Annotated in this window: 20 protein-coding genes; 11 read left to right on the top strand and 9 right to left on the bottom strand. The window is 55.2% G+C overall.

Going from position 1 to position 23,198, the window contains the following annotated elements:
* Window positions 1-4: 4 nt before the first annotated feature.
* The 6 genes from HUN04_19360 to HUN04_19335 all read right to left on the bottom strand — a co-directional run bounded on the left by HUN04_19360 (window position 5) and on the right by HUN04_19335 (window position 8,446).
* Entirely contained in the window at window positions 5-2,812 is a 2,808-nt protein-coding gene (locus tag HUN04_19360) for a flagellar hook-basal body complex protein (GenBank protein WDP91747.1), read from the bottom strand.
* Window positions 2,813-2,833: 21 nt separating this feature from the next.
* Window positions 2,834-3,946, bottom strand: coding sequence for a flagellar hook capping protein (locus HUN04_19355; protein WDP91746.1), 1,113 nt, complete (start codon window positions 3,944-3,946; stop codon window positions 2,834-2,836).
* A 397-nt stretch (window positions 3,947-4,343) separates the two neighbouring features.
* Window positions 4,344-6,026 (bottom strand): flagellar filament capping protein FliD, encoded by a 1,683-nt coding sequence (gene fliD, locus HUN04_19350; GenBank protein ID WDP91745.1) that lies wholly within the window; start codon window positions 6,024-6,026, stop codon window positions 4,344-4,346.
* A gap of 239 nt (window positions 6,027-6,265) precedes the next feature.
* On the bottom strand, window positions 6,266-7,027 hold the full coding sequence (locus HUN04_19345; protein ID WDP91744.1) for a transporter substrate-binding domain-containing protein: 762 nt from the start codon (window positions 7,025-7,027) through the stop codon (window positions 6,266-6,268).
* A gap of 56 nt (window positions 7,028-7,083) precedes the next feature.
* Window positions 7,084-7,839, bottom strand: a complete 756-nt coding sequence (locus tag HUN04_19340; GenBank protein WDP91743.1) for a transporter substrate-binding domain-containing protein — start codon at window positions 7,837-7,839, stop codon at window positions 7,084-7,086.
* A 175-nt stretch (window positions 7,840-8,014) separates the two neighbouring features.
* Window positions 8,015-8,446 (bottom strand): GNAT family N-acetyltransferase, encoded by a 432-nt coding sequence (locus HUN04_19335; protein WDP91742.1) that lies wholly within the window; start codon window positions 8,444-8,446, stop codon window positions 8,015-8,017.
* Between the two features lie 467 nt (window positions 8,447-8,913).
* On the opposite strand from HUN04_19335, the gene HUN04_19330 reads away from it, so the two are divergent.
* From HUN04_19330 to HUN04_19320, 3 genes are all read left to right on the top strand, one after another.
* Window positions 8,914-9,864, top strand: a complete 951-nt coding sequence (locus tag HUN04_19330) for a hypothetical protein (GenBank protein WDP91741.1) — start codon at window positions 8,914-8,916, stop codon at window positions 9,862-9,864.
* Between the two features lie 120 nt (window positions 9,865-9,984).
* Complete coding sequence (locus tag HUN04_19325) at window positions 9,985-10,740, top strand: sulfite exporter TauE/SafE family protein (GenBank protein WDP91740.1); 756 nt, start codon at window positions 9,985-9,987, stop codon at window positions 10,738-10,740.
* Window positions 10,741-10,829: 89 nt separating this feature from the next.
* A complete protein-coding gene (locus HUN04_19320) occupies window positions 10,830-11,285 on the top strand; it encodes a DUF4231 domain-containing protein (protein WDP91739.1) in 456 nt (151 codons plus the stop codon).
* A gap of 9 nt (window positions 11,286-11,294) precedes the next feature.
* Here HUN04_19320 and HUN04_19315 read toward each other — a convergent pair whose 3' ends face one another.
* The 3 genes from HUN04_19315 to HUN04_19305 all read right to left on the bottom strand — a co-directional run bounded on the left by HUN04_19315 (window position 11,295) and on the right by HUN04_19305 (window position 13,374).
* Window positions 11,295-12,089 carry a sulfite exporter TauE/SafE family protein gene (locus tag HUN04_19315; GenBank protein WDP91738.1) on the bottom strand — a complete coding sequence of 265 codons (795 nt, stop codon included), beginning with the start codon at window positions 12,087-12,089 and terminating at the stop codon, window positions 11,295-11,297.
* A 12-nt stretch (window positions 12,090-12,101) separates the two neighbouring features.
* Window positions 12,102-12,782: a FadR family transcriptional regulator gene (locus HUN04_19310; protein ID WDP91737.1), complete on the bottom strand. Its 681-nt coding sequence runs from the start codon at window positions 12,780-12,782 to the stop codon at window positions 12,102-12,104.
* 169 nt (window positions 12,783-12,951) lie between these two features.
* Window positions 12,952-13,374, bottom strand: coding sequence for a universal stress protein (locus HUN04_19305; GenBank protein ID WDP91736.1), 423 nt, complete (start codon window positions 13,372-13,374; stop codon window positions 12,952-12,954).
* Window positions 13,375-13,579: 205 nt separating this feature from the next.
* On the opposite strand from HUN04_19305, the gene HUN04_19300 reads away from it, so the two are divergent.
* From HUN04_19300 to HUN04_19265, 8 genes are all read left to right on the top strand, one after another.
* A complete protein-coding gene (locus HUN04_19300) occupies window positions 13,580-14,452 on the top strand; it encodes a chemotaxis protein CheX (protein ID WDP91735.1) in 873 nt (290 codons plus the stop codon).
* Between the two features lie 221 nt (window positions 14,453-14,673).
* Window positions 14,674-15,822, top strand: a complete 1,149-nt coding sequence (locus HUN04_19295) for an acyl-CoA dehydrogenase family protein (GenBank protein ID WDP91734.1) — start codon at window positions 14,674-14,676, stop codon at window positions 15,820-15,822.
* A 48-nt stretch (window positions 15,823-15,870) separates the two neighbouring features.
* Complete coding sequence (locus HUN04_19290) at window positions 15,871-16,656, top strand: enoyl-CoA hydratase/isomerase family protein (protein ID WDP91733.1); 786 nt, start codon at window positions 15,871-15,873, stop codon at window positions 16,654-16,656.
* A gap of 3 nt (window positions 16,657-16,659) precedes the next feature.
* Window positions 16,660-18,252 (top strand): propionyl-CoA carboxylase, encoded by a 1,593-nt coding sequence (locus tag HUN04_19285; protein ID WDP91732.1) that lies wholly within the window; start codon window positions 16,660-16,662, stop codon window positions 18,250-18,252.
* Window positions 18,253-18,267: 15 nt separating this feature from the next.
* On the top strand, window positions 18,268-19,395 hold the full coding sequence (locus HUN04_19280) for a pyruvate carboxyltransferase (GenBank protein WDP91731.1): 1,128 nt from the start codon (window positions 18,268-18,270) through the stop codon (window positions 19,393-19,395).
* A 106-nt stretch (window positions 19,396-19,501) separates the two neighbouring features.
* The gene (locus tag HUN04_19275; protein ID WDP91730.1) at window positions 19,502-20,137 is read left to right on the top strand and encodes a helix-turn-helix transcriptional regulator; all 636 of its coding nucleotides are present in this window, start codon (window positions 19,502-19,504) and stop codon (window positions 20,135-20,137) included.
* A gap of 12 nt (window positions 20,138-20,149) precedes the next feature.
* Window positions 20,150-22,099 (top strand): acetoacetate--CoA ligase, encoded by a 1,950-nt coding sequence (locus tag HUN04_19270; protein WDP91729.1) that lies wholly within the window; start codon window positions 20,150-20,152, stop codon window positions 22,097-22,099.
* Window positions 22,099-22,929 (top strand): class I SAM-dependent methyltransferase, encoded by an 831-nt coding sequence (locus HUN04_19265; protein WDP91728.1) that lies wholly within the window; start codon window positions 22,099-22,101, stop codon window positions 22,927-22,929. The genes HUN04_19270 and HUN04_19265 overlap by 1 nt, the downstream gene beginning before the upstream one ends.
* Window positions 22,930-23,198: the final 269 nt, after the last annotated feature.

Below are 23,198 nucleotides of genomic sequence, written 5' to 3'. Positions count from 1 at the left end.
TCTTTTACCGTTTCATGGAGATGACCGTGTTCATCATTTCATCCACCGTTGTCACGATCTTGGAATTGGCCTGGAACCCCCGCTGCTGAACGATCATGGAGACAAACTCCTCGGACACATCCACGTTGGACATCTCAAGGGAGTTGGGTGAAATGGTGCCCAGCCCGTTTTCCCCGGGCTTGTTGGTGATGGCCGTCCCGCTCTCCCGGGTTTCGCTGAACAGGTTCCCCCCTTCATTGGAGAGCCCGTAATTGTTCTGGAATTCGGCTAATCCCACCCGGAAAAGGGGAATGAGCTGACCGTTGGAATAAATCCCGGTGATCACCCCGTCCGAGGCGACATCCACCCCCTGGAGATCCCCGGCGGCATACCCGTCTGCATCCTGGAACACCGTGGACGAAGACTTTGAATACTGGGTGGTGGACAGGGAATCGTTGATGAAATTGGTGCCGTCAAACCGGGAGCCGATGTTCAGCTCGATATCATTTTCCGTGGTGCCGAACTCCCCCCCGAGGAAGTCCGCGGTAAAGGCAAAGTAGCCGGTGTTTTTGATTTCGTCCGTCGAAATATCCGACCAGGCCGTGGAACCTGAGATATCAAAGGAGATGGTGCTCCGGTCGGTGTAGGGATGGGTGCTGGTGCCGTATTTCAGGGGATCGGTAAAGGTAAAGACAATGTCCTCCTTGTCATCGTCGCTGCCCGAGCCGTCCAGATCGATCACCACCTGGGTCTGGTCACCGGTGAGGGTGGCGTTCTGGTACGGTTCAGGGGGGACATCGGGGTCGGTGGTAAAACTGAAAAGGGACCCGTTGGCCGGGGCGGCGGAAAGGGCCGGATCAAAGGTGATGTCCAGGGTGTTGTCGGCATCGAAATCCACGGCAAACCCGTCTGCGGGCACGGCGGCCGAGGCGGCCGTGGTATAAAGCACGGCAGTTGAGTACTCCCTGGGGGGCGTGGGGTCGACCTGGAAGGAGATGGACTGGCCCGCCGCCGTGGACAGGGCCGACCCAAAGGTATATTCCAGGGTGGAAGCCCCGGCCGTGCCCGCGACGTAGAGGTCGAAAATCACATTGGTGGAAGAGCTGGCCGAGGTATTGATGGCCAGGGTGGTGTTGTCAAAGGCCTGGGTGGTCACCGTGCCCGCCGTGGACAGGGACCAGTGGTCCCCCATCCAGTAGAGGGAGGGCAGACCGGCGGCCGTGCCCGAGTATATGGCCCCCTCGGAACCGGCGGATTCAATGCTCAATACCGGATCATTCTGGGGGCTGAAATTAAAGGTGGAGGTGATGTCTTCCGACTTGAGGTCATCGTTCCAGTCCCAGGAACTGCCGTCGTACCGGAGCTGGAGGTCTTCGGCGTACATGGTGACATCCTCCGCATTGTTCACGGTGACAAATCCCGCCGCCGTGGTGGAAACCGGGTTCCCGAGCCCGTCGGTATAGGCCATGTCCGATACCAGGGTGCCCTGGTCCGCGGCAATGGCCGGGTTGCTCCAGGTCCATTCTTCGGTCAGGGGATTCCAGATCAGCCCCAGGTCCTCGGCGTCATGGGTCATCACCCCGGGGTCGTTGATTTCCAGGGTGGTGTTGTCGTTGGCCGTATCCCCGGAATAGGCGGCCCCTTCAATGGACTGGACATGGAGGTCATTGGCGTCATTGATGTCGAAACCGACGGAATCCGTTGCAACGGCGGGCTGGTCCAGCTTGATTCTCAGATCCGGCTCCGTGTCCAGGGCGTCGTCGGGGTCCAGGGTGATGTGGATATTCTTATTGTCCGAATAGACGATTTTCGCATCGGGGTAGTTATCCGGCAGATCGGCGGCGGTGATCAGGCCGTCCCCGTTCTGGTCGGTAAAATTCCAGGAACTGCCGTCGAACTCCAGGCTGAACCCGTACCCGTCCAGGAGGGCGGCGGCGGAATCGTCAATCTCGAAATGGACCTCATCCACCGTGTTCACCCCCGAGGCCGAAATATTGCCCACCCTGCCGGTGAACTCCTCCATGGTCATCTGGAGGACGTCTCCGGAACTCTGGGAAAAGGTGATGGTTCCCCGGGCCAGAAGCCCCTGGGAATCCGTGCCCTGGACCAGATTCCGGTTGTCCTCCTCGGGATTCATGGTGATGACGTATTCCCACTCGGTGCCGGATTTTTTATCGTAAAAAATGGTGATGTCATGGGTGCTGCCCAGGGAATCATAGACCTTGACCACGGTCTGGTACTCGTAATTCCCCGAGGACATCTGGGTGGTTTCCCCGGCATCCCATAGGTTGGACAGGACCACGGAATTGGATGAGGAATCGGCATCCAGGTTGGTGATGGCGGTGATTTCACTGCTTTTCTTGGGCGGGCTGGTAAATTCTTCCAGGATGAGATCGGTAATGGAGCCCACATCATCCCCGGTTTCCTCATCCAGCTCCCAGCCCTGGACAATATAGCCCTCCGGGTTGACCAGCTGGCCGGCTTCATCGAAATTAAAATTGCCGGCCCGGGTATAATAGGTGTTTTCCGTGCCGGACTGGCGGACGATGAAAAACCCGTCGCCGCCGATGGACAGGTCCGTGGTATTGCCCGTGGACTCAAAGGATCCCTGGCTGAAGTTCTGGGTGACGCTGCCCACGGCCATGCCCCGGCCCATCTGGGCGGTGCCGGCCTGGGTGGCCACGGATTCGTAAAGGGTGTCGGCAAAGGTGGTGCGCCCCTTTTTAAAGCCGATGGTGTTAAGGTTGGATATATTGTTGCCCACCACCTGGAGGGCGTTGCCCATATTTTTAAGGCCCGAGGTGCCGGTAAAAAGTGAACTGGATAAAGACATGACAAGTCTCCTTAAAAGGGGTTAAAAAATCTCGGTGACATTGGAGACGGACACAAGCCGGCCCGAATCCGCCAGGACCAGATAGGGGCTGCCGTTGACGGTCTTGACGGCCGACACCTCCCCGGACACCGGGGTGGATGCACTGCCGTCATCGGCGGACACGGTGTAGTAATACATCCCGTCCTGAACCTGGTATCCGTTGTCCGAAAGCCCGTCCCAGACAACGGCGTTTTCCCCTGCCGCCGTGTCATCGGCGTCGATTTCAATGGTCCGGACCAGCTCGTCGTAGGCATCGTAAACGCTGATGACGGCATCGGACTGTGTATCCAGTTCAAAACTCAAACCGGATCCGGACACGGCCCCGTCCTCCACCAGAACGATGGGAGCGGTGGAACTGATGGACTGCCCCAGGTAGGCGGCGGGTGAGGTGGCCAGGCCCGTTGCGGCGGTTTCTGAAAGGTTGGTGGCCGAGGTCACGGCATCGGGATCCAGCAGAATGCCCTGGACCACCAGGTAGGCCTTGCCGTTGTTATAGGCCACCCCTTCCACGGTGCCGCTCAATGAGGCGGAGAGGGTTTCATATCCGCTGCCGTAATCGGCCATGACCGTATAGCTGTATGTCCCGTCGGCAACGGCATCCCCCGACGCGTCGGTCCCGTCCCAGGAAACCAGGTAGGCACCGGCTTCCTGCTGCCCAGGATAGAGGGTCCTGACCACACTGCCGTCGGCATCGGTGATGGTGACGGCCACGTCCGCGGGTTCGGTGAGATTGTAGAACCCGCCGGAGACCGTGCCCTCGTCCACGGTCATGGTGTCGGCCGTGCCCGTAACCTCCATGCCGATATACTCCATGGGGTCCTTGCCCGAGGTGCCCTCAAGGGCGCTGATGAGGGATTCCATGGATTCATTGAGGTTCATGAGCTGTTCCAGCTGGGAATACTGGGCCAGCTGGGCCGAAAAATCCGTTCCGTCCATGGGGTTCAGGGGGTCCTGGTTTTCCAGCTGGGCCACCAGCATGGTCAGAAACGCATCCCGCCCCAGGGCATCCTCGGTCTCTTCGGTGGTTTGTTCATAGGGTTGATAGGATGCGGAAATGGCATCCAGCGCATTGGTTCCGGTGGATGAGACTGACATGGGTATTTCCTTTCATTAGTGTTAAAACCGTCGGAAAAAGGCACAGGGCAGCTTTTCCCTACCCATGGGAAACAACAAGAAAAATACCATCTGGGAACGATGGAAGGCCTGCACAGACAGCGGTTCCGCAAGATTGTTAAGGCCAATTTTCTCCCTGCCGGAAGACAGATTCCGGTCAATTTAAAAAGTCCCGGGATTAATCAGGCAGGACCAATTGCCCAAAACAGAAAAATGGCGCGCACGCATCCAAATGGGGCTGGATGTAAAAGGGGAATATTATTCCGGGTAAAGGGGAAAGTTATGACCGGGGAAAAATAAAAAAACGGCCTGCCGGTGAGGCAGGCCGTTGGAAAAGAAAAGTCTGGCCGGCAGGGCAGCCGGCTTGGTGCGGAGCGGGCTAATCGTCGCTGAGGGATGAAATCAGGGCCTCCAAGGTGTCGGCCTGGGAATTCATTTCACTGATATATGTATCCAGGCGGGAAAATTCGGCGGCCATGGTTTCGTACTTTTTATCCAGGCGTTCGGTTTCCGTTTCAATATATTCATCAATGCGTTCAATCCTCAGTTCGGCATCATCTATTTCCGTTGAGGCGATGCCCGAAGTGCTGACCATGTTGGTGATCGCTTCGTTGAAAAGGTCTGCCATGCCCTGGATCTCAAGGTCTTCATCCCCCAAAAAAAGGCTTGCCACCCCCTGGGGGTCGGCGGCAATGGCGTCATCCAGTGCGGACTCGTCAATGCTGACAGTGCCGTCGCTGTCGATTTCAAGTCCGATGTCCGCAAGGCTGGTATATCCTTCAGGCAGGTCAAGGACGGTGGTTAAAAGGGACTGGATATCATAGGAGATTCTCCGGGCACTGCTCTCCCCGTCCAGGGGGGTGCTGTCGGCCTCCCCCGCGCTCTCGTCCACGGCGCTGGTATCCCCGTCGCCCTCAAGGTAAACCAGAAGATTGTTGATCCCCTCCACCATTGAAAGGATGTCATCCTTGACGTTGTCCAGGGAAACTTCAACCCCCACGGTGGTCTCCCCAACGGTTTTCAGGTTCAGGGTAACCCCGTCAATGACATCGGAAATACCGGTGTTGGACTGGCGGGAATAGGCAATGCCGTTCACAGAAAATTCTGCGTTTAAAGACGCCCCGTCGGCGCCGGTGGCTTCGGTCATGACATCGAAATCGGTGAGGGTCAGCCGGCCGTCTTCACCGGTGTCGTCTGAGGTCAGGATGAGCTGGTAGGGATTGTCCGTATCTCCGTTATTAATAATGGCGGCGGTGACCCCGGGGTTGTCATCGGAGGCATTGATGAGTTCCGCCATCCCGGCATAGGTGGTCCCGGGGGCAACACTCAGGTACATGGTGCTGCTGCCCTGGCCGATGGCAATGGTGGTGTCCGCCACCACCCAGTCGAACCCGGATACGGAAACCCGGGAATCGTCACTGTTGCCGCCGTCAGTTGCCGACAGCCGGATATAATAGTCCCCGCTGTCCCCGAGCACATATGAGGCGCTGACCAGTTGACCGCCCTGCCCATCGGTATTCTGAGAGGAATTGTTGATTTCATCCACAATCTCGCTGAGGGTCATGCCGGCTGAAAGACTGATGTCAATCTGCTGGGGATCACCGGTATCACCGTAGTAAAAGGTCAGGGTTTCATCCCCGCTGACTGCCGCCGTGGTATCGGGATCGGCAATGCCCGATTCAGGCGAGTCAAACAGGGCCTGGGAGCTGCTGGAAACGGCTGCGGACGCCCATGAGTTTCGCTGGGCAAGGCTGGTGACATTGACCTGGTTTGAGGATGCGTCCAGGCCGTCGGAGACCGTCGCGGACAACACATCCTCATCGGAAACCGAGACGGAATTGCTCAGAAAGTTGGATTCCAGGGAAAGGTTGAATACATCGGATTTAATGGAGAACAATTTGGCATTCACCGTATTATAGGCATCGGACTTGTTCTGCAGCTCTGTTTTTTCAGTTTCCTTGGCCGTGATGGTGGCCTCTTCGGCCTCCCTGAGCTGATCCATGATATCCTGGAGATCCAGACCCGATCCCAATCCCAGACTTGTTATTGATCCTGTGGACATAATTTCCCTCCTCCAATGGCAGATTTATATATTCAGCCATCGACCGGGAAATCAGGAACTTAACCTGTAAAAAAGCAATAAAAGCCGCGGTGGCCGGGAGGTTCCGGATGATTGTTCGGACATGGGGAAAAGAATGGAAACCAAAGCCGCCTGAAGCCGGTAAACTCAGGTCGGTTCAATGATTCAGGATGGTGCGGAAAAGGAAACCAATCTTTCGGGACTTTTAGGTGGAAAGAAATTTAGTAATACCGGGATTCAATACGCCTGACCTCCCCTTCATCCTTCATCTTTCTGAGGACAAGGGAAAATCGGTCTACGGTCTTCCGGGTGACGGTTTTCTTTGAAAAAGCCAGATAGGTTTTGGAAGCACTTAAAAGGTAGGGCCGGCCGGTCTCGGTCATGGGCACCGGCTCGATCTGTCCGGCAACGCCCATCTTTCCGGCCAGATATAAAATGGTCAGCTTCACCCCCACAAAAACGTCGAAGCGGCCGCCCACCAGCTTTTTTATATTCATTGCATTATCCGGTACCGCCTGGAATGTTTTGAATCGTTTTTTTTCAATGGCGTCCTGGATCAATCCGCCGTATTGAAATCCCCTGCAAATCCCCAGGGTAAACTGTCCGGCATTGCCCAGATCCCTGTCAAGGGTCAGTGGACTCCCTTTCCGCCGGAACAGGTACCACTCTTCAACATAGACCTCTTCATGGGGATAATAAAGGAATTCGGCCCGTTCAGTGCTGTAAGCGGCATCGATAATCCCGTCGGCATCTCCGTTTTCCACCATGACCAGGGCCCGCTTCCAGGGCAGGATCCGCACCTTCGCCTCAATCCCCATCCGTTTCAGGCCTTCACGGGCAATATCCACATTCCGCCCCATTGCCCGTCCGTCCCTGAAAAACTCCGCCGGCGGGCTTTCCAGGGTCACCAATGTCAGCGTGTCCCCCAAAGCGGCTTCTCCGTATAAAAAAACAAAAAGAATGATATAAAATACCTGTTTCATATGGGAATGATATAAGTAAAGGATTTTGAGGTCAAGACACTTCCCCTTCCGACAGACTAATCGGTATCACTGGTGCCGGCCGGATTCCCCGTCGGCGATCGCCAGTCCTCAAGGTCGTATTTGTTCAGAATCTGTTTTAGCCTGCCGCTCTTTCTCATTTCCGCAATCCCTCTGGACAAAATGCGGGCGTAACTCTTGGAACGGTCAAGGCCCGGAGAAAAAGCAATGTAGCAAAATGAGGGCAGGGTGCCCTGCCCTGCCAACTGAATTTTATCCCCCAGGTTCATCTGTCTGGCAACAAACCGGATCGCCGCGTCATTGTCCACCACCGCATCCACCCGGCCGGCCATCAGCAGCCGCAGGTTTTTCTCCAGGGGATTCAGGCCGAAATTCACAAAGACTTTTTCCGGATTGTCCAGATTCGACGCCACATATTCATTGAGCCAGGGCCGGTAGTCATAACTGGCGATGGTGGCCAGTTTTATCTGCTTGAGCGATGACGGCTCCTTGTACTGCCAGGGGGTTCCCTTTTTCGTATAAAACGCCAGATAGTTCCTGGCCAGTTCCTGGGAGGGAAAAACAAATCCCTTTGCATCTGTTTTTGACGCCCCGACAACCGCAGTGTACCTTCCTCTCCGGGTTTCACGGAGGGCTCTTTTCCAAGGCAGCACCAGGTAATGAAACCCATGGCCCTCGGCCACAAATACGGCCCTGGCAATGTCAATCATGTACCCTTCGTTTTTCGCTCCGGCAATATGATTAAACGGCGGCCAATCATCCCCCACCACCGTTATCTCATCAGCGGCGGCCATGGATAGCATCAATGAACAGATAAGGACTGAAATATAAAATTTCATCATAGCTAAAAACGGTATAACTGTTTAGACACAATTATTTACAGTGGATCATCTGCAGTATAGGAAAGCCCACAGGGAAAAGCAACATCCGCAACAAAGAAATCCCCCCACTCTGATCGGTTGACATCCTCTATAAATCTTTCATCATTACTTCCGGGAAACACTTGATTCCAAACTGGTCACAGTTTATGCATCCGAATTGAGGGGCGTTTTCTCTATCGATTGCCAAGAAACCCTGAGTTTTAAAGAAACCGGGAGCCTTTGCACACAAATATAATTTCCTGGCGCCTAATGTTTTGAGATAGGTCTCTGCTTCACAAAGGAGTTGTTTTCCCACACGTTTTTTTCTGTAATCTGCATCTGTTGCGATGCCTTCAAGGATGTATACCCCTTCCCGCAGGCCCAAAACGCAACCACCAATAAGCTTTCCATCATCGAGTGCTTCCCAGTACTTGGCCACCGTACCTGGAATCTGTTTATCCTTTTCTGTAAATTCTAATTCATTTTCAATGAAAAGATTGATGAGTTCAGCGTATCGATTCGACTCGTTAATGGTTATCATTATTATTTTCCTTTGAAGCTCAACATGTGGTGTATGATACTTTTCAAGTGTTGAAATCTCCATTCAATTTTTTTGGACATTATCTTGATCTGCACCCGGAAAGCAAGGGGAAAGGTATCGCCCTGGAAACCTGGGAATTGGTCCGGGTTTATCTGGGTGGCCAGGCCGTGGTGCGGGGGAGCGATGGAGTGGTGTATGAACTGCCGACTGCCAGGACGGCAAAGACGGCCGTTCATTCACTGCATTCCCGGTCAGGACGACAGGGAATGCAAAAACGGAAGCGCTCCCCCGTGCTGCGGCCGGGTTATGCCCGCTTATCAAGAAACAATAAAAACGGTTTAATCACGTCCTCCTTTTTTTATCATGTATAGACGCGAAGGCCCTGGGAAAACAGATGGTAGGGGTTTACATCTCCAATCGCGGGTGATATGGCGGTTATATCTTCTATCATTTTCTGAGGGGTGCTTATGTCAATTGCAACAAAAAATTACATCAAAAATTCCATCGAACGACTCTACGGTATCATCGAGGGCATATCTATTGATTATAAAGTCAGGGATCAAGAGATAATTGCGCTTAAAAATTGGATTGATATACACGAAGCGATGAGAGAAACGGAGCCATTTAAAGGGCTCAGCTTATTGCTTGAAGAAATTCTGGAAGATGAGGTGATTGACGAACAAGAGCGGGAAGACCTGCTTGAATGGTGTGCTGAAACATTAAATGAAAAAGGTTATTTGGAAAATTTCACCCAGGTAATCAGGCGGTTGCATGGTATTTTTTCAGGCATTATCTGCGACCGATCCATCACAGAGGAAGAGCTTGAGGGGCTTGAAGAGTGGCTTTTGGACTACGAAGGGCTGCACGACTGGTGGCCGATAAACGAATTAAGAGCCCATATTCAAACCATCTTAAATGATGGAAAGATAGACACCGAAGAGCACCGTCTTTTAAAAGAATTCTTTTCAGATTTCGAAGAGCAATTAATTGACGAACCGCATCTCCACGATGATGAATACTGGCTAAATTGTCACATGAGGTCGCCCGCTCCAATATTCAAATCAATATCTTCTATTTGCGAAAAGGCGCCCAGAATAACCTTTAAAGGGAAAAAATTCTGCCTTACGGGGCCGGCAGCATCCGGCAAAAGAAAAGATCTTTTTTCAGTGATTGAAAAGCTTGGCGGTTCCCCTCACAACACGGCCATAAAAAAGCTTGATTACCTGATTATAGGGGCCCAAGCTTCACCGGCATGGGTTTACTCCACCTATGGAAGAAAAATAGAGACTGTTATGCATAGGAAGAAACACGATGAAAGGTGTCAGACCAAAATCGTCAGGGAGCTTGATTTTATCACTGCTGTTAAAAATATAGGCGGCGATGCTATTTTACCTGACCCCAATCGCCCTCTGTTCTGATTCGGAACAATCTCTGTGACCTGGACAGATTTTACCGCACCGACAGAAACTTGGCAGTAAAAAATAAAAACAGAATAAATATTGTTTGCAAATGGCAGCCTTGATATACCTTTCCCTGTCATGGAGCCCATAGCCACCCTCATTTTATATACCGCCATCACCGCCTTTGCCGCCGTAGTCCACGGCGTCGTGGGCATTGGATTTCCTCTGGTGGCCACCCCGCTGCTGGCCATGGCCGCCGATGTAAAAACCGCCGTACTGATCCTGGTGCTGCCCACGGTATTCATCAATGCGGCCAACGTTATCCGTGGGGGTGGATGGGGCAGGAGCATCGGCCGGTACTGGCCCCTGGCCCTGTACGGTATGGCTGGTTCCTTCATGGGCACCCGGCTGTTGATCCTGGCGCCGCCGGAACTCTTCCGGCCGCTTCTTGCCGGGGTCATCATCCTCTATCTCAACGCTGAACGCCTGGGCCTGGGCTTTTCCTGGATACCGGCCCATCCCGCTGCCGCCACAGCCGTCTTCGGCATATCCGCGGGCATCCTGGGAGGCACGGTGAACGTAATGCTCCCGGCCCTGGTCATCTTCGCCCTTGAGGTCAAAATGGATAAAACCGCCATGATCCAGGTCTTCAACCTCTGTTTTCTCTTGGGCAAACTGACCCAGGGAACGGTATTTCTCTCTGCGGGCCTGTACACCCCGGAAGTGTTAAAAACCGCACTGCCGCTGGCAGTCCTGGCCCTGGGAATCATGACCGGAGCCATGGCCCTGAGGGACCGGATTCCGGGGGCAGTCTACAGGAAATGGCTGCGGCGCCTGCTGGCCCTGATGGCCGGCATCCTCATTGTCCAGGCCCTGGGCCCGGCATTGGCCTGAAAGGGGGATATTGACAAAAAAAAGCCCATAACCTATTTATAATTTCAGTCTCTTCAGCGTATTCACACCATAATGAAAGGCTTCGTCAAATGAACCGGGAAGAATATATCAAACAACGGCTGGACGACCAGATTGAATGGTACGATCAAAAGAGCATGTGGAACCAGAAAATCTTCAAGCGCCTCAAGCTCATCGAATTTACGGCCGCGGCCATGATCCCCTTTCTCATCGGTTTCATGACCCAGGACGCCATTTTTCTCCAGGCCGTCGTCGGCCTGCTCGGGGTATTGATCTCAGTGATCACCGCCATGGTAACCATGAACAAATACCATGAAAACTGGATCGAATACCGGACCACCTGTGAAACCCTGCGCCATGAAAAATACCTCTTTGAAACCAACGTGCCGCCCTATGACACAAAGGCCCCCTTTCCCCTTCTGGTGGCCAGGGTGGAGGCCATGATTTCCAAAGAGAACTCCCAATGGGCCGCCACCTTAAGGAAAGCCGGGCCACCAGCCGACGACAGCCCCCAGAATAAAGATTAGACAGGCCGGCTAAAAAATGGAGATCAGCATCCGGGTGCCCACCAGGTAGAGCAACACCGCAAATACCCGTTTGAGCTTGTCAACGGGCAAACTGTGGGCCAGCTTCACCCCCAGGGGCGCAGTGAGCACAGAGGCCGCCACGATGCCGGCCAGGGCCTTCAGATTGATAAATCCAATGGACATGGCGGGCAGACCATCCACCCCCATGCCGTTAACCACATACCCCAGGGTGCCGGCAACGGCAATGGGAAAACCGATGGCCGACGAGGTGCCGATGGCCTTGTGAATCTTGGTATTGCACCAGACCAGGAAGGGCACGGACAGGGTGCCCCCGCCGATACCCACCAGACTTGAAAATACACCGATGATATTCCCTGCGGCGAATATCCCTGGGGCCCCGGGAATCTCCCGGGTGGGTTTGGGCTTGATGCCCATGAGCATCTGGGTGGCCACATAGTAAAGAAAAATCCCGAAAAACCCCTTGAGGAAATTGGTGGAGAGCATGGCGGCGATCCAGGTGCCGCAGAAGGTCCCCACCAGGATGCCCGGGGTAATCCGGAACACCACCGGCCAGACCACGGCCCCGTGCTTGTGGTGGGACCGCATGCTGGAGAGAGAGGTAAAGAGGATGCTGGCCAGGGAGGTGCCCAGGGCCATGTGAAGAATCACCTCGTGGGCAACGCCCTGGGAGGTAAAGACAAAGGTCAGCATAGGCACAATGACCAGTCCGCCGCCGATGCCAAGGAGGCCGGCCAGCACACCGGCCACAGCCCCGACACAAAGGTACAATGAGAGATAGATCATTTAGGGTATTCCTTATGTTTTGGATGTTAACATCCGGTTTAACAGGCTCTGGGTTTTTTCCATGTGATCGGCCATGGCCCGGGACGCCTTTTCCCTGTCCCGCGCCCTCAGGGCGCTGAGTATCTGCCGGTGGGAAGAAATGGAAAGGGCGGCCCGCCTGGGGGGTTGAAAATCACGGCTTTCGGCCAGGACGGCATTGAGGGTGGAAAACAGGGAACAGAGTACGGAATTGCCGGTGGCCTTTGCCAGAGCCTCATGGAACCGGGTGTCAAAGACTGCGGGGTCCTGGCCCTTCTCCAGCGCGGCCTCCTGCCGGCGGACGATCTCTTCCAGGTCTGCCAGCCCGGCCTCCCCGATGATCTCTGCGGCCCGGCCCGCAATGGCCGGTTCGAGCATTTTCCGGACTTCGAAAATCTCAGCCAGGCGCACCCGCTTTCCAGCCATTTCCTTTTGCAATGCCCGGGCAATCTGTTCCTCGGCTTCGGGAGCCACAAATGAGCCGGCCCCCCGTCGACAAAATAAAATTCCCTTTTCCACCAGGGCACGGATGGCTTCCCGCACCGTGTTCCTGGAGACCTTTAGCCTTTCCGCCAGTGCACGCTCCGAGGGCAGGCGGCAGCCCGGCGCCGCCTCACCGGTTTCAATCATCCGGATAATTTCCGATTCCACCCTGTGGTAAATTCCCCTGGCCATATCTTTGTCCTGTCCATCTGTCCTGCAAAAAAATTGGCCCAACCAATATCTGAAATTCCCATGAAAATCAAGAATAAAAAACGCCCTTTCCCCGGCGGCCGGGCCGGAAAAAGGGCGTTGGAAACAGCTCCTGAAATTAGCGGCGGAATACAGCCCCTGAAAGGGGCCGCTATTTTACAATAAACACGGGACAGTCAGATTTATGGAGTACCTGGTGGGCCACCGACCCCAGGAAAAGCCCCTCAAAATCAGATACCCCCCTGGATCCCATGACCACAAGATCAATCTTTTCAATTCGTACCACCTCGGCAACGGTGGAGCCGGGCAGCCCTTCCAGAATCCTGACTTCATAATCCACACCGGATTCCTCCAACATCTCCTCAAAGGGCTGGACCAGGGTTTCCGAGGCTTTCATGATTTCATTTATGGCCTGCTGGAAATAGGGTTCGGACAATACCACCGGAAACCGGTTGTGGCAGTGGAGAAGAACAACTTTGGAGTTAAATTTTTCTGCCAGGGTGATGGCATATCGGGTGGCATTCCTGGAATGCTCAGACCCGTCGACGGGATTTAAAATTGTTTGAAAAGTCATCATGCCTCCTTTCAGATCCGGGGACGGTTCAGGCACCGGACCTTTTCGGTTATTATGCTGGATCCTTGGGAGCAAAACCGGCATCAGACCCTGTAATCAGTTTGTATTATACATTATTTAAACGGCCAAGGCGAATGCATTTTTTTCACCGCTCTACTACTTCTGCCCCATTGATAATTCCCGTCTCTGAGTTTATACTGCCGCCATGGATGTAAACTACATAAACCCTTTTATCAGCGCCTCCATGAAGGTTTTTTCCACCTTTGCAGGGATGCAGTCCATGCCCGGCACCCCTGCCGTGCGGACCCAGCCCCTGGCAGATAAGGACATCAAAGGGTTCATCGGACTCAACGGGCACGGAATATCCGGGTATTTCATCATCAATTTTTCCGGCGGTTTCCTGGACCAGATCCTTGCCTCCATCTTCGGCCGGCCGGGTTCATCCATGGAGGAGCGCTTCGATCTGGCAGGGGAGCTGACCAATATGATCTCGGGGTCGGCCAAGGCCGAATTATCCCAAAAGGGCTATTTCTTCGATGTGGCCGTTCCCAAAATCAGCATGGAGCTGCCTGAAATCCCTGACAAGCTGAAAACCAATCCCATCATTGTGGTGCCCTTTTCAACCCGGGCAGGCAGCTTCCACATTGAAGCCTCCATCCAGCGCATAGAAGAGGATTTCCAGAAGGATACCATGCCCGACATACCGGCGCCGGAAGGACATATTTCCGTGGATGATTTTGCGGTAAAAACCCGCATGGCCCCGGTAAAGGTGCGGCGGCTGCTGAAAACCGGATTTCTGACCGGTAAAAAAATATCCAGCAGCCAATGGCATATTCCGGAATCCGAACTCCTTAAAATCCAGGGATACCGGCCGCCCAAGGCCGACTCCGCCCAAAAGGTAACCCAAAGCCTGATGGAGGAGACCATTTCCGTTGAAAAATTTTCAGTCCTCTCCGGGCTGTCCAAGGCAAAAGTCAAAAGCTTTCTGCGTACCGGTTTCCTCAAAGGGGTGCAGGACGAAAGCCACACCTGGCGGGTCCGCAGGAGCGAAATATCCAAATTCAACAAACGGGCCTGATTCCCCCCTGCCCCGGCCCCGGGCCCAGGCAGGGTCCGGCCCCCATCCGCCTTTCCCCGCCCCCCTTAAAAAAGTATTTGACAAACGAATTCTTTTAATTATAGAGTCGGGTAAAATAGACTGAGCGCTCGATCAGTTTCTTTCCCGAATCTCCGAGCACGCACCTGCTGATTCTGCACCGCAACATAAGACTTTAACCCTTAACCCAAAAGGAGGCCAGGGTGGATTTTGACCTTACCAAAGAACAGGAAATGATCCGTAAAGAAGTCAGAAAGTTTGCCCAGAAGGAAATCGCCCCCATCGCTGCAGAGCTTGACGAAAACGAGGAATTTTCCGAAGCGCTGACCCGGAAGATGGGTGAAATCGGTTTGTTCGGCATGTTTGTTTCAGAGGAATATGAGGGACAGGCAATGGATTATATTTCCTATATCATTGCCGTGGAGGAAATCGCCAGGATTGACGGTTCCCAGGCAGCAACCATTGCCGCTGGCAATTCCCTGGGGATTGGCCCCCTGTTCTACTTCGGCACCGAGGCGCAGAAGAAAAAATACCTGCCCAAACTCTGTGCCGGGGAGGGCCTGTGGGGTTTCGGCCTCACCGAACCCACGGCCGGTTCCGATGCCGGGGGCTCGAAAACCACGGCAGTCCTGGACGGGGACGAATGGGTGATCAACGGGTCCAAGATTTTTATCACCAACGCGGCCTGCGATATGACCATGGGCGTCACGGTGCAGGCGGTGACAGGGGAACGGGAAAACGGGAAACCGGAATACTCCTGTATCCTGGTGGAAGCCGGCACACCGGGGTTCAAAGCCGTTCCCATGCATAAAAAAATGATGTGGCGGGCCTCCAACACGGCGGAACTATACTTTGACAATGTGCGGGTGCCCAAGGAGAATATCCTGGGCAACAAGGGAGACGGCTTCCACCAGATGCTGGCCACCCTGGACGGCGGGCGGCTGTCCATCGGCGCCATGGGATTGGGGGGCGCCCAGGGCGCCTTTGACCTGGCCCTGAAATATGCCAGGGAAAGGGAACAATTCGGTCAGCCCATTTCCAAATTCCAGGCCGTGGCCTTCAAGCTGGCCGACTGCGCCATGGAGATCGAATGCGCCCGGAATCTGCTCTACAAGGCCTGCTGGCTCAAGTCCAACCACAAACCCTATGAAAAGGAAGCGGCCATGGGCAAACTCTACTGCTCCGAGGTCATGAGCCGGGTGGCGGACCATGCCGTACAGATCCACGGGGGCTACGGGCTGATGAAAGAGTATAATGTGGAACGCTTTTACAGGGATCAGAAGCTGCTGGAAATCGGGGAAGGCACCTCTGAAGTCCAGCGCCTGGTCATTTCAAGATATATAGGATGTTAGGGCATCCGGGCTGCTGATGCGCTAACTGAAACTGAACGGAGAAAAGATATGACTGAAGAGTCCCTACTGATCGTTGAAGAAAAAAACAATGCGGCCGTGCTCACCCTGAACCGGCCCCGTGTGATGAACTGCCTGAATTTCGACCTGCTCTACGCCGTGCGGGACCAGATCGATGCCCTGCAGTTCAGAAGCGATATCCGCTGCGTGATCATCACCGGAGCAGGAGAAAAAGCCTTCTGCGCCGGAGCCGACCTCAAGGAGAGGGCCAGTCTCACCCAGGACCAGGTAAAGAAGTTCATCCTCACCATCCGGAACCTGCTCACCGCCATCCAGACCCTGCCCATCCCGGTGATTGCCGCAGTGAACGGCATTGCCCTGGGCGGCGGTACGGAAGTGGCCCTGGCTTCGGATATCCGCATCGCCTCGGAAACCGCCACCATGGGGCTGACCGAAACCCGGCTGGCCATCATCCCCGGCGGCGGCGGTACCCAGCGCCTGCCCCGCATCGTGGGGGTGGCCAAGGCCAAGGAGCTGATTTTCACGGGCCGGCGGGTGGATGCCGATGAAGCCCTTGATATCGGCCTGGTCAACCATATGGTTCCGCCGGAACAGCTCATGGACAAATGCCTTGAGATGGCGGCCATGATTGCCGAGACCGGCCCCATTGCCGTGGAGATGGCCAAGTACGCCATTGACAGGGGAATTGAAACCGATCTCGCCACGGGCCTGGCCATTGAATCCAACGCCTACCGGGTCACCATCCCAACCGAAGACCGCATCGAAGGCCTCACCGCCTTCAGGGAAAAACGCAAACCCGTCTACAAAGGAAGGTAATCCATGACCACCGACAATAGATCATTCTGGCTCAAGGAAGAAGAGGCCCTTACCGCCCGGCAGCAGGAAGCGGTCTGGCCCGGGGGGCAGAAGGCCGTGGATATCCTTGCCAAACGGAACAAACGGCCGGTACGGGACCTGATCAACGATCTCATCGACCCCAATACCCCATTTTTCGAACTCTCCCTTCTGGCCGGATTCGGCGTGGGATATCCCGGGGTGGACGACGTGCCCTGCGCCGGCATTGTCACAGGCATCGGCAAAATCCACGGCAACTGGACCATGATCATGGCCAACGATTCCCGGGTCAAGGGGGGCACCTATTTTCCCATCACCCTGAAAAAGCATATGCGGGCCCAGGCCATTGCCGAACGCTGCGGCCTGAACTGCGTATATATTGCCGATTCCGGCGGGGCCTTTCTGCCCATGCAGGCCGAGGTATTTCCCGATGACCAGCATTTTGGCTCAATTTTCTACAATATGGCCAGGATGAGTGCCATGGGGCTGCGCCAGGTAACGCTCTCCACAGGGGGCAATACGGCCGGTGGGGCCTATATCGTTTTCATGGCCTGTGAATCGGTGATGATCGACAAACAGTCCTTCTCTTTCCTGGGGGGACCGCCCCTGGTTAAAATGGCCACAGGCGAAGAGATCTCCGCCGAGGATCTGGGGGGAGCCAAGGTCCACACCGGCATCTCCGGCGGTGCCGACCATATCTGCGCCGACCAGACAGAGGGCATTACCCGGGTGAGGGAACTGCTCTCTTTGACCCAACCCCAGACCGTTCACCTGCATCGGTACCAGGAGCAGGAACCCTCCATCCCTCTGGACAGCCTCTACGATGTACTCCCCCCCTCCCCCCACCAGGGAATGAACGGCTACCAGATCATCCAGGCCATTGCCGACGGTTCCTATTTTATAGAGGTAAAGAAAAATTTTGCCCCGGGCCGGGCCAGCAATATCCTTACCGGAAAAATCAGGATCAAAGGCCTGCCCGTGGGGGTGATCTGCTCCAACGGCTCGGGCATCATCTTCCATGAGACGGCCAAAAAGGTCACCGAGTGGATCGTACGGTGCTCCTACGAAAAAATCCCCCTGCTCTTCATCCAGGGAGCACCGGGATATATGGTGGGCTCGGACTCCGAGCACGCCGGCATCGGCAAATACGGGGCGGACATGGTGAGGGCGGTCTCCTGCGCCCAGGTCCCCCGGGTGCAGCTGGTCCTGGGGCCGGACAACGGAGCGGCCAACTACGGCATGTGCGGCCGGGCCTACCGCCCCCATTTCCTCTTTTCCTCCATGCGGGCCAGGACCGGCGTCATGAGCGGAAAAAGCGCCGGCGGCGTCCTGCTCTCCATTGAGCAGGCCAAACGCAAAAAAACCGGCAATCCCATGACAGATGAAGAAATCGCGGCCTTCCAGCAAAAGATGATAGACAAGTATGAAGGAGAGGCCCATCCCTTTTTCTGCGGGTCCCGCCTGCTCAGCGACCGGGTACTGAAATTCAGCGAAATCCGGGACTGGCTGGCCATGGCCTTTGAGGTCAGCCTGCTCAACCCCATCGATGATGCGACATTCGGAAATTTTAGATTTTAACCATAGGAGAAAACCATGACAGAGTATGATTATTGGAAGATTTTCCCCAGAATGCCCAAAAAAGTCACCATCGGCGATATCACGGTGAGGGACGGATTCCAGCACCTGGAAAAATTCATTTCCACCGCCGCCAAGATCACCTACCTGGAAGAACTGATCTTTGCCGGCTGCCGGAACATTGAGGTCACCAACCTGGGCAACCCCAGGCTCATGCCCCAGTTTTCAGATGCCGAAGCGCTCCTGGCCCATCTCAGGTCGGATAATTTCGTCTCCCGGGCCGCAAAAAAGGGCATCGACATGAACGATGTGACCCTGACGGCCATCACCATCCGTGAACCCTCAGTGGACCGGGCCGTTGAACTGAGAAAACGGGGGGTGGGCCCGGATCGGGTGCTCATGATGGTTTCCACCGAGGAGCAGCACCACTTTGCCAACTCCGGCACCACCCTGCCCAATTACTGGGCAGAGGCCGAACGCTGCATCAAAAAATGCTCGGATGTGGGCATCAAAATGTGCGGCACGGTATCCACCATCTGGGGATCGCCCATCGGCGGGGCCACGGAACTCAAGGATGCCGTTGAGTTCACCAAGCACTGGCTGGACATCGGGGCATCGGACATTGAACATGCCGACCACGACGGCTCAGCCTCGGCCCCCGAGGTCTACCGCTATTTTTCCATGATCCTGGACGAAATTCCAGACACAAGCCTGCACATTGCCCATTTCCATGAAACTAAGCGGGTGGCGTCGGCCTCGGTCCTGGCAGCGCTCCAGGCCGGTATCACCCATTTCGAGGCCACCTTAGGGGGCCTGGGCGGGCAGCCGGCCAACTTCATGGACGACCGGCCCATCAAGGGCACCGGCGACTACTACTATGAAGACGAACGCTATGTGGGGCTGGTCTGCCTTGAAGATACCCTTGTACAAATCGACGAAATGGGTATAGAACATGGATACGATGTGGACAGAATCCTCTGGCTGGGCAAACAACTGGAAAAAACCGTAGGCGCCCGGCTCCGTTCCGAGGCCATGATCAACGGCCGGACCCTGAAGGAAGGGCATATGCAGTTTGCCCGTCCCGGCCTGGCCAAGCTCAAGGAAAAACTGGGGGAAACACCGGACCAGATCCTGCCCACCCCCTAAACCCATTGGTTCGAAACCTTAAAAAACGGTATCCGGCCGGAAAAACCGGATACCTAAAATAAAAAGAAGCGGGGTCACCGTTCCCGCTTTTCACAAAGGAGATACCATGGAAAAAAAAGAGAATATTCCCCATATCAATGTGGATTATTTTGAGGACCTCACCGGCAATATCAAAAACGGAGAGGCCGGGGAGGTGGACGAGGTCGGAACCCGGATACGGCAGCTTCGGCAGGAGCGGGGAATTTCCCTGGACGACCTGTCCAGCCTCACGGGCTTCAGCGTGGAACGGCTGACGGATATTGAAAGCGGTAAGGAAAGCCCCCAGCTGGGCATGGTCATGAAACTCTCCAAGGCCCTGGATGCCGCCGTGGGACGCCTGGTATCCGGCATGGGCACCAAACTTTACTCCATTACCCGTAAAGACGACCGCAAACAGATTTCACGCTCCGCCTCCAAAACCGGGAAACAGAATGTATACTCCTATATGAGCCTGGCTCCGGAAGTCCAGGGGCGGCACATGGAAGCCCTCATCGTCCAGCTGGAAAAAACCGAAGACAGCGAAATTTCCGTCCACAACGGGGAAGAATTCATCTTTGTACTGGAGGGCACGGCCAACCTGACCATCGCCAAGGACTCCTACGATCTGGAACCGGGGGATTCGGCCTATTACCTCTCCACCACCCCCCACTATCTGACGGCAAAAACAGATAAAGCCACCATCCTGGCAGTACTCTACGAATAAGGAGGAAAGACCATGGCCGATTTATTGTGGCAGCCTTCGGAAGAACGGATTCAATCCACCAATATGTATGATTTCATGACCCGGGTCAATAATCGGTTCGACAAGGACTTTTCCGCCTATCCGGAACTCTGGGAATGGTCCGTGGACAATCTGGAGGATTTCTGGGCCGCAGCCTGGGATTACCTGGATATCACCGCCTCAAAACCCTACGAGCAGGTGATCCAGGACAAGGATAAGATGCCCGGGGCCAAATTTTTCACCGGGTCAAAGATCAACTTCGCCGAAAACCTGCTCAAATTCAGGAACGACAACACCGCCCTGGTTTTCCGGGGGGAGGATAAGGTCAGGCGCACCCTCACCTACAACCAGCTCTACGCTGAGGTCGCCCAGACCGCCGCCGCCCTCAAGGCCTGCGGCGTGGTCCCCGGGGACCGGGTGGTGGGATTTATTCCCAATATGCCCGAATCCATCGTGGCCATGCTGGCCGCCACCAGCCTGGGTGCCATCTGGTCCTCCTGCTCCCCGGATTTCGGCATCAAGGGGGTGCTGGACCGCTTCGGCCAGACCCGGCCCAAGGTGCTGTTCACGGCGGACGGCTACTTCTTCAAGGGAAAACCCCTGGACAGCATCGACCGCATCGCCGGCATCGTCAAAGAACTGCCCTCCATTGAAAAAATTGTGGTGGTTCCCTATGTCAATGAGGATCCCGACATCACTGCCCTTCCCAATGCCGTCCATTTCAAGGATTTCAAAACACCCGGCGCCACAGAGATTGAGTTTGCCCAGATGGACTTTGACGATCCCCTGTATATCATGTACTCCTCGGGCACCACGGGGCTTCCCAAATGCATGGTCCAGAGCATCGGCGGGGTCCTGCTCCACCAGAAAAAGGAACTGGTCCTCCACACCGACCTCAGGGAAGGGGACGTCATCTTCTATTTCACCACCTGCGGGTGGATGATGTGGAACTGGCTCACCTGCGCCCTGAGCACCGGGGCCACCCTGGTCCTTTACGACGGCAATCCCTTCCATCCCGGGCCCGAAGCGCTGTGGAAAATGGCTGAAGAGGAAAAGATCACCGTCTTCGGCACCTCGGCCGGATACATCGAAGCCCTGAAAAACGCAGGGGTGAAACCAGGGGAGCAGTTCGACCTGAGTCCGCTGAAATCGGTGCTCTCCACGGGGTCCCCCCTTTCCAACGAAAATTTTCACTTTGTCTACGACCATATTAAAAAAGATATCCAGCTGGCCTCCATCTCCGGCGGCTCGGACCTCAACGGATGTTTTGCCCTGGGAAATCCCATGGGGCCTGTCTATGTGGGGGAACTCCAGTGCAGGGGCCTGGGAATGAAGGTCTTTGCCTTCGGCCCCGACGGCAAACCCGTGGTGGGCGAGCAGGCGGAACTGGTCTGCACCGCCCCCTTCCCCTCCATGCCCATTTTCTTCTGGGGGGACAAGGACGGTTCAAAGTACCACTCGGCCTATTTTGACCAGTTCCCCAATATCTGGACCCATGGGGATTTTGTCATGGTCACCGAACGGGGCGGGGTTATCATGTATGGCCGCTCCGACGCCACCCTCAACCCGGGCGGGGTCCGCATCGGCACCGCCGAGATCTACCGCCGCCTGGACGCCATGATGGAAATCGATGATTCCGTGGTGGTGGGCCAGCCCTGGAATAACGATGTCCGGGTGGTGCTCTTCGTTAAACTGGCCCCGGGCATCACCCTCACCGAGGAACTGGAAAAAAGAATCCGGGCCGATATCCGAACCCATGCCTCCCCCAGGCATGTCCCGGCCAAGATCATCGAAACCCCGGACATCCCCTATACCCTGAACATGAAAAAGGTGGAACTGGCCGTCCGCCACATGATCGAGGGAAGGGAGGTCAAAAACAAGGATGCATTGAAAAACCCGGAATCCCTGGATTTCTTCGGAGACCTGAAGGAATTGAAAAGCTGATGGAAACCGAAGACCGCGTTCAACACCACTACGCCTGCCCGGACCTGGTAGAAGCCATCCGGGCAGGCCTTGAAAAGGCCGGAAAATCCGCTGAAACCATTTCCCCACGGGACCTGGCCCCGGTGGACCAGCTCCACACCGGCGGCCCCAAAGCCACCATCAGCCTGATTAAAAAGGCGGGCCTGGCAACGGATTCGGTGATCCTGGATGCCGGCTGCGGCATGGGCGGCTCCACCCGGCTTCTGGCCGAACAATTCGGGTTCCAGGCTGCCGGCATCGACATCACGGAGGACTTCATCCATACGGCCCGGATCCTGACCCAATGGTGCGGCATGGACAAGGGGCGCAACATCCGTTTCCAGCAGGGTTCGGTCCTGGACCTGCCATACGGCAACACCTGTTTCGACGCCGTGCTCTGCCAGCATATCCTCATGAACATCGAGGACAAACCCAGAGCCCTGGCCGAATTCCACCGGGTTCTCAAGCCCGGGGGCAAACTCATCCTCCATGAAATCGTGGACGGCCCGGGCCCGGTGCCCCTCATGCCCGTGCCCTGGGGGGCGGATGCCGCCACCTCCTTTGTCCCAGCCTGGGATACCCTCAACGCCCAACTGGCCGACGCCGGATTCAAACCAGACTATTTTTCCGATGAAACTGAAAATGCCGCGGCCTGGTGGCGGACGGTCAACCATATCCGGGAAACCAAAGGCATCCCTGCGGTAAACACCGGCCTGATCTTCGGCGCCATGGCCGACCATTTCGGACCCAACCTGGAAAAAAATTTTTCCTCCCGTGCCATCGGCTGCATTGAGGCCATCCTGACTCGCTGATCCCTGTTATCGGCTCCTTCCCCATTCATTTTTGAACATTAAAAAAAACAGCCTGGGACACCCGTCCCGGGCACATCTGCGCGCAAACACCAATGGTTATTTTTAGTTATTTTTAGTCATAATAATTATTAATCAATTATTATCTTGACTAAAAACATCCCCAAACATACAAAACAAACAAGATCTGCCTTCCACCAGGGTCCACATATTCACCAGGCTTCCCGCTCAAGGCTCAACTTTTGATTTAAACGTACTTTGATTTAAACGTA

Origin of the sequence: Desulfobacter sp. (genome assembly GCA_028768525.1) — a bacterium.
Taxonomy (GTDB): domain Bacteria; phylum Desulfobacterota; class Desulfobacteria; order Desulfobacterales; family Desulfobacteraceae; genus Desulfobacter.
The sequence above is the reverse complement of the archived record's forward strand: the minus strand, read 5'-3'. Positions and strand labels throughout refer to the sequence as shown.

Bases quoted from the DNA above. Each gene is read 5' to 3' on its own strand.
- HUN04_19305 (WDP91736.1), bottom strand. From the start codon at position 13,374: ATGACTTTTCAAACAATTTTAAATCCCGTCGACGGGTCTGAGCATTCC.
- HUN04_19265 (WDP91728.1), top strand. From the start codon at position 22,099: ATGGAAACCGAAGACCGCGTTCAACACCACTACGCCTGCCCGGACCTG.
- HUN04_19290 (WDP91733.1), top strand. From the start codon at position 15,871: ATGACTGAAGAGTCCCTACTGATCGTTGAAGAAAAAAACAATGCGGCC.
- HUN04_19335 (WDP91742.1), bottom strand. From the start codon at position 8,446: ATGATAACCATTAACGAGTCGAATCGATACGCTGAACTCATCAATCTT.
- HUN04_19280 (WDP91731.1), top strand. From the start codon at position 18,268: ATGACAGAGTATGATTATTGGAAGATTTTCCCCAGAATGCCCAAAAAA.
- HUN04_19285 (WDP91732.1), top strand. From the start codon at position 16,660: ATGACCACCGACAATAGATCATTCTGGCTCAAGGAAGAAGAGGCCCTT.
- HUN04_19355 (WDP91746.1), bottom strand. From the start codon at position 3,946: ATGTCAGTCTCATCCACCGGAACCAATGCGCTGGATGCCATTTCCGCA.
- HUN04_19300 (WDP91735.1), top strand. From the start codon at position 13,580: ATGGATGTAAACTACATAAACCCTTTTATCAGCGCCTCCATGAAGGTT.
- HUN04_19360 (WDP91747.1), bottom strand. From the start codon at position 2,812: ATGTCTTTATCCAGTTCACTTTTTACCGGCACCTCGGGCCTTAAAAAT.
- HUN04_19345 (WDP91744.1), bottom strand. From the start codon at position 7,027: ATGAAACAGGTATTTTATATCATTCTTTTTGTTTTTTTATACGGAGAA.
- HUN04_19275 (WDP91730.1), top strand. From the start codon at position 19,502: ATGGAAAAAAAAGAGAATATTCCCCATATCAATGTGGATTATTTTGAG.
- fliD (WDP91745.1), bottom strand. From the start codon at position 6,026: ATGTCCACAGGATCAATAACAAGTCTGGGATTGGGATCGGGTCTGGAT.
- HUN04_19310 (WDP91737.1), bottom strand. From the start codon at position 12,782: ATGGCCAGGGGAATTTACCACAGGGTGGAATCGGAAATTATCCGGATG.
- HUN04_19325 (WDP91740.1), top strand. From the start codon at position 9,985: ATGGAGCCCATAGCCACCCTCATTTTATATACCGCCATCACCGCCTTT.
- HUN04_19320 (WDP91739.1), top strand. From the start codon at position 10,830: ATGAACCGGGAAGAATATATCAAACAACGGCTGGACGACCAGATTGAA.
- HUN04_19315 (WDP91738.1), bottom strand. From the start codon at position 12,089: ATGATCTATCTCTCATTGTACCTTTGTGTCGGGGCTGTGGCCGGTGTG.
- HUN04_19330 (WDP91741.1), top strand. From the start codon at position 8,914: ATGTCAATTGCAACAAAAAATTACATCAAAAATTCCATCGAACGACTC.
- HUN04_19270 (WDP91729.1), top strand. From the start codon at position 20,150: ATGGCCGATTTATTGTGGCAGCCTTCGGAAGAACGGATTCAATCCACC.
- HUN04_19340 (WDP91743.1), bottom strand. From the start codon at position 7,839: ATGGCCGCCGCTGATGAGATAACGGTGGTGGGGGATGATTGGCCGCCG.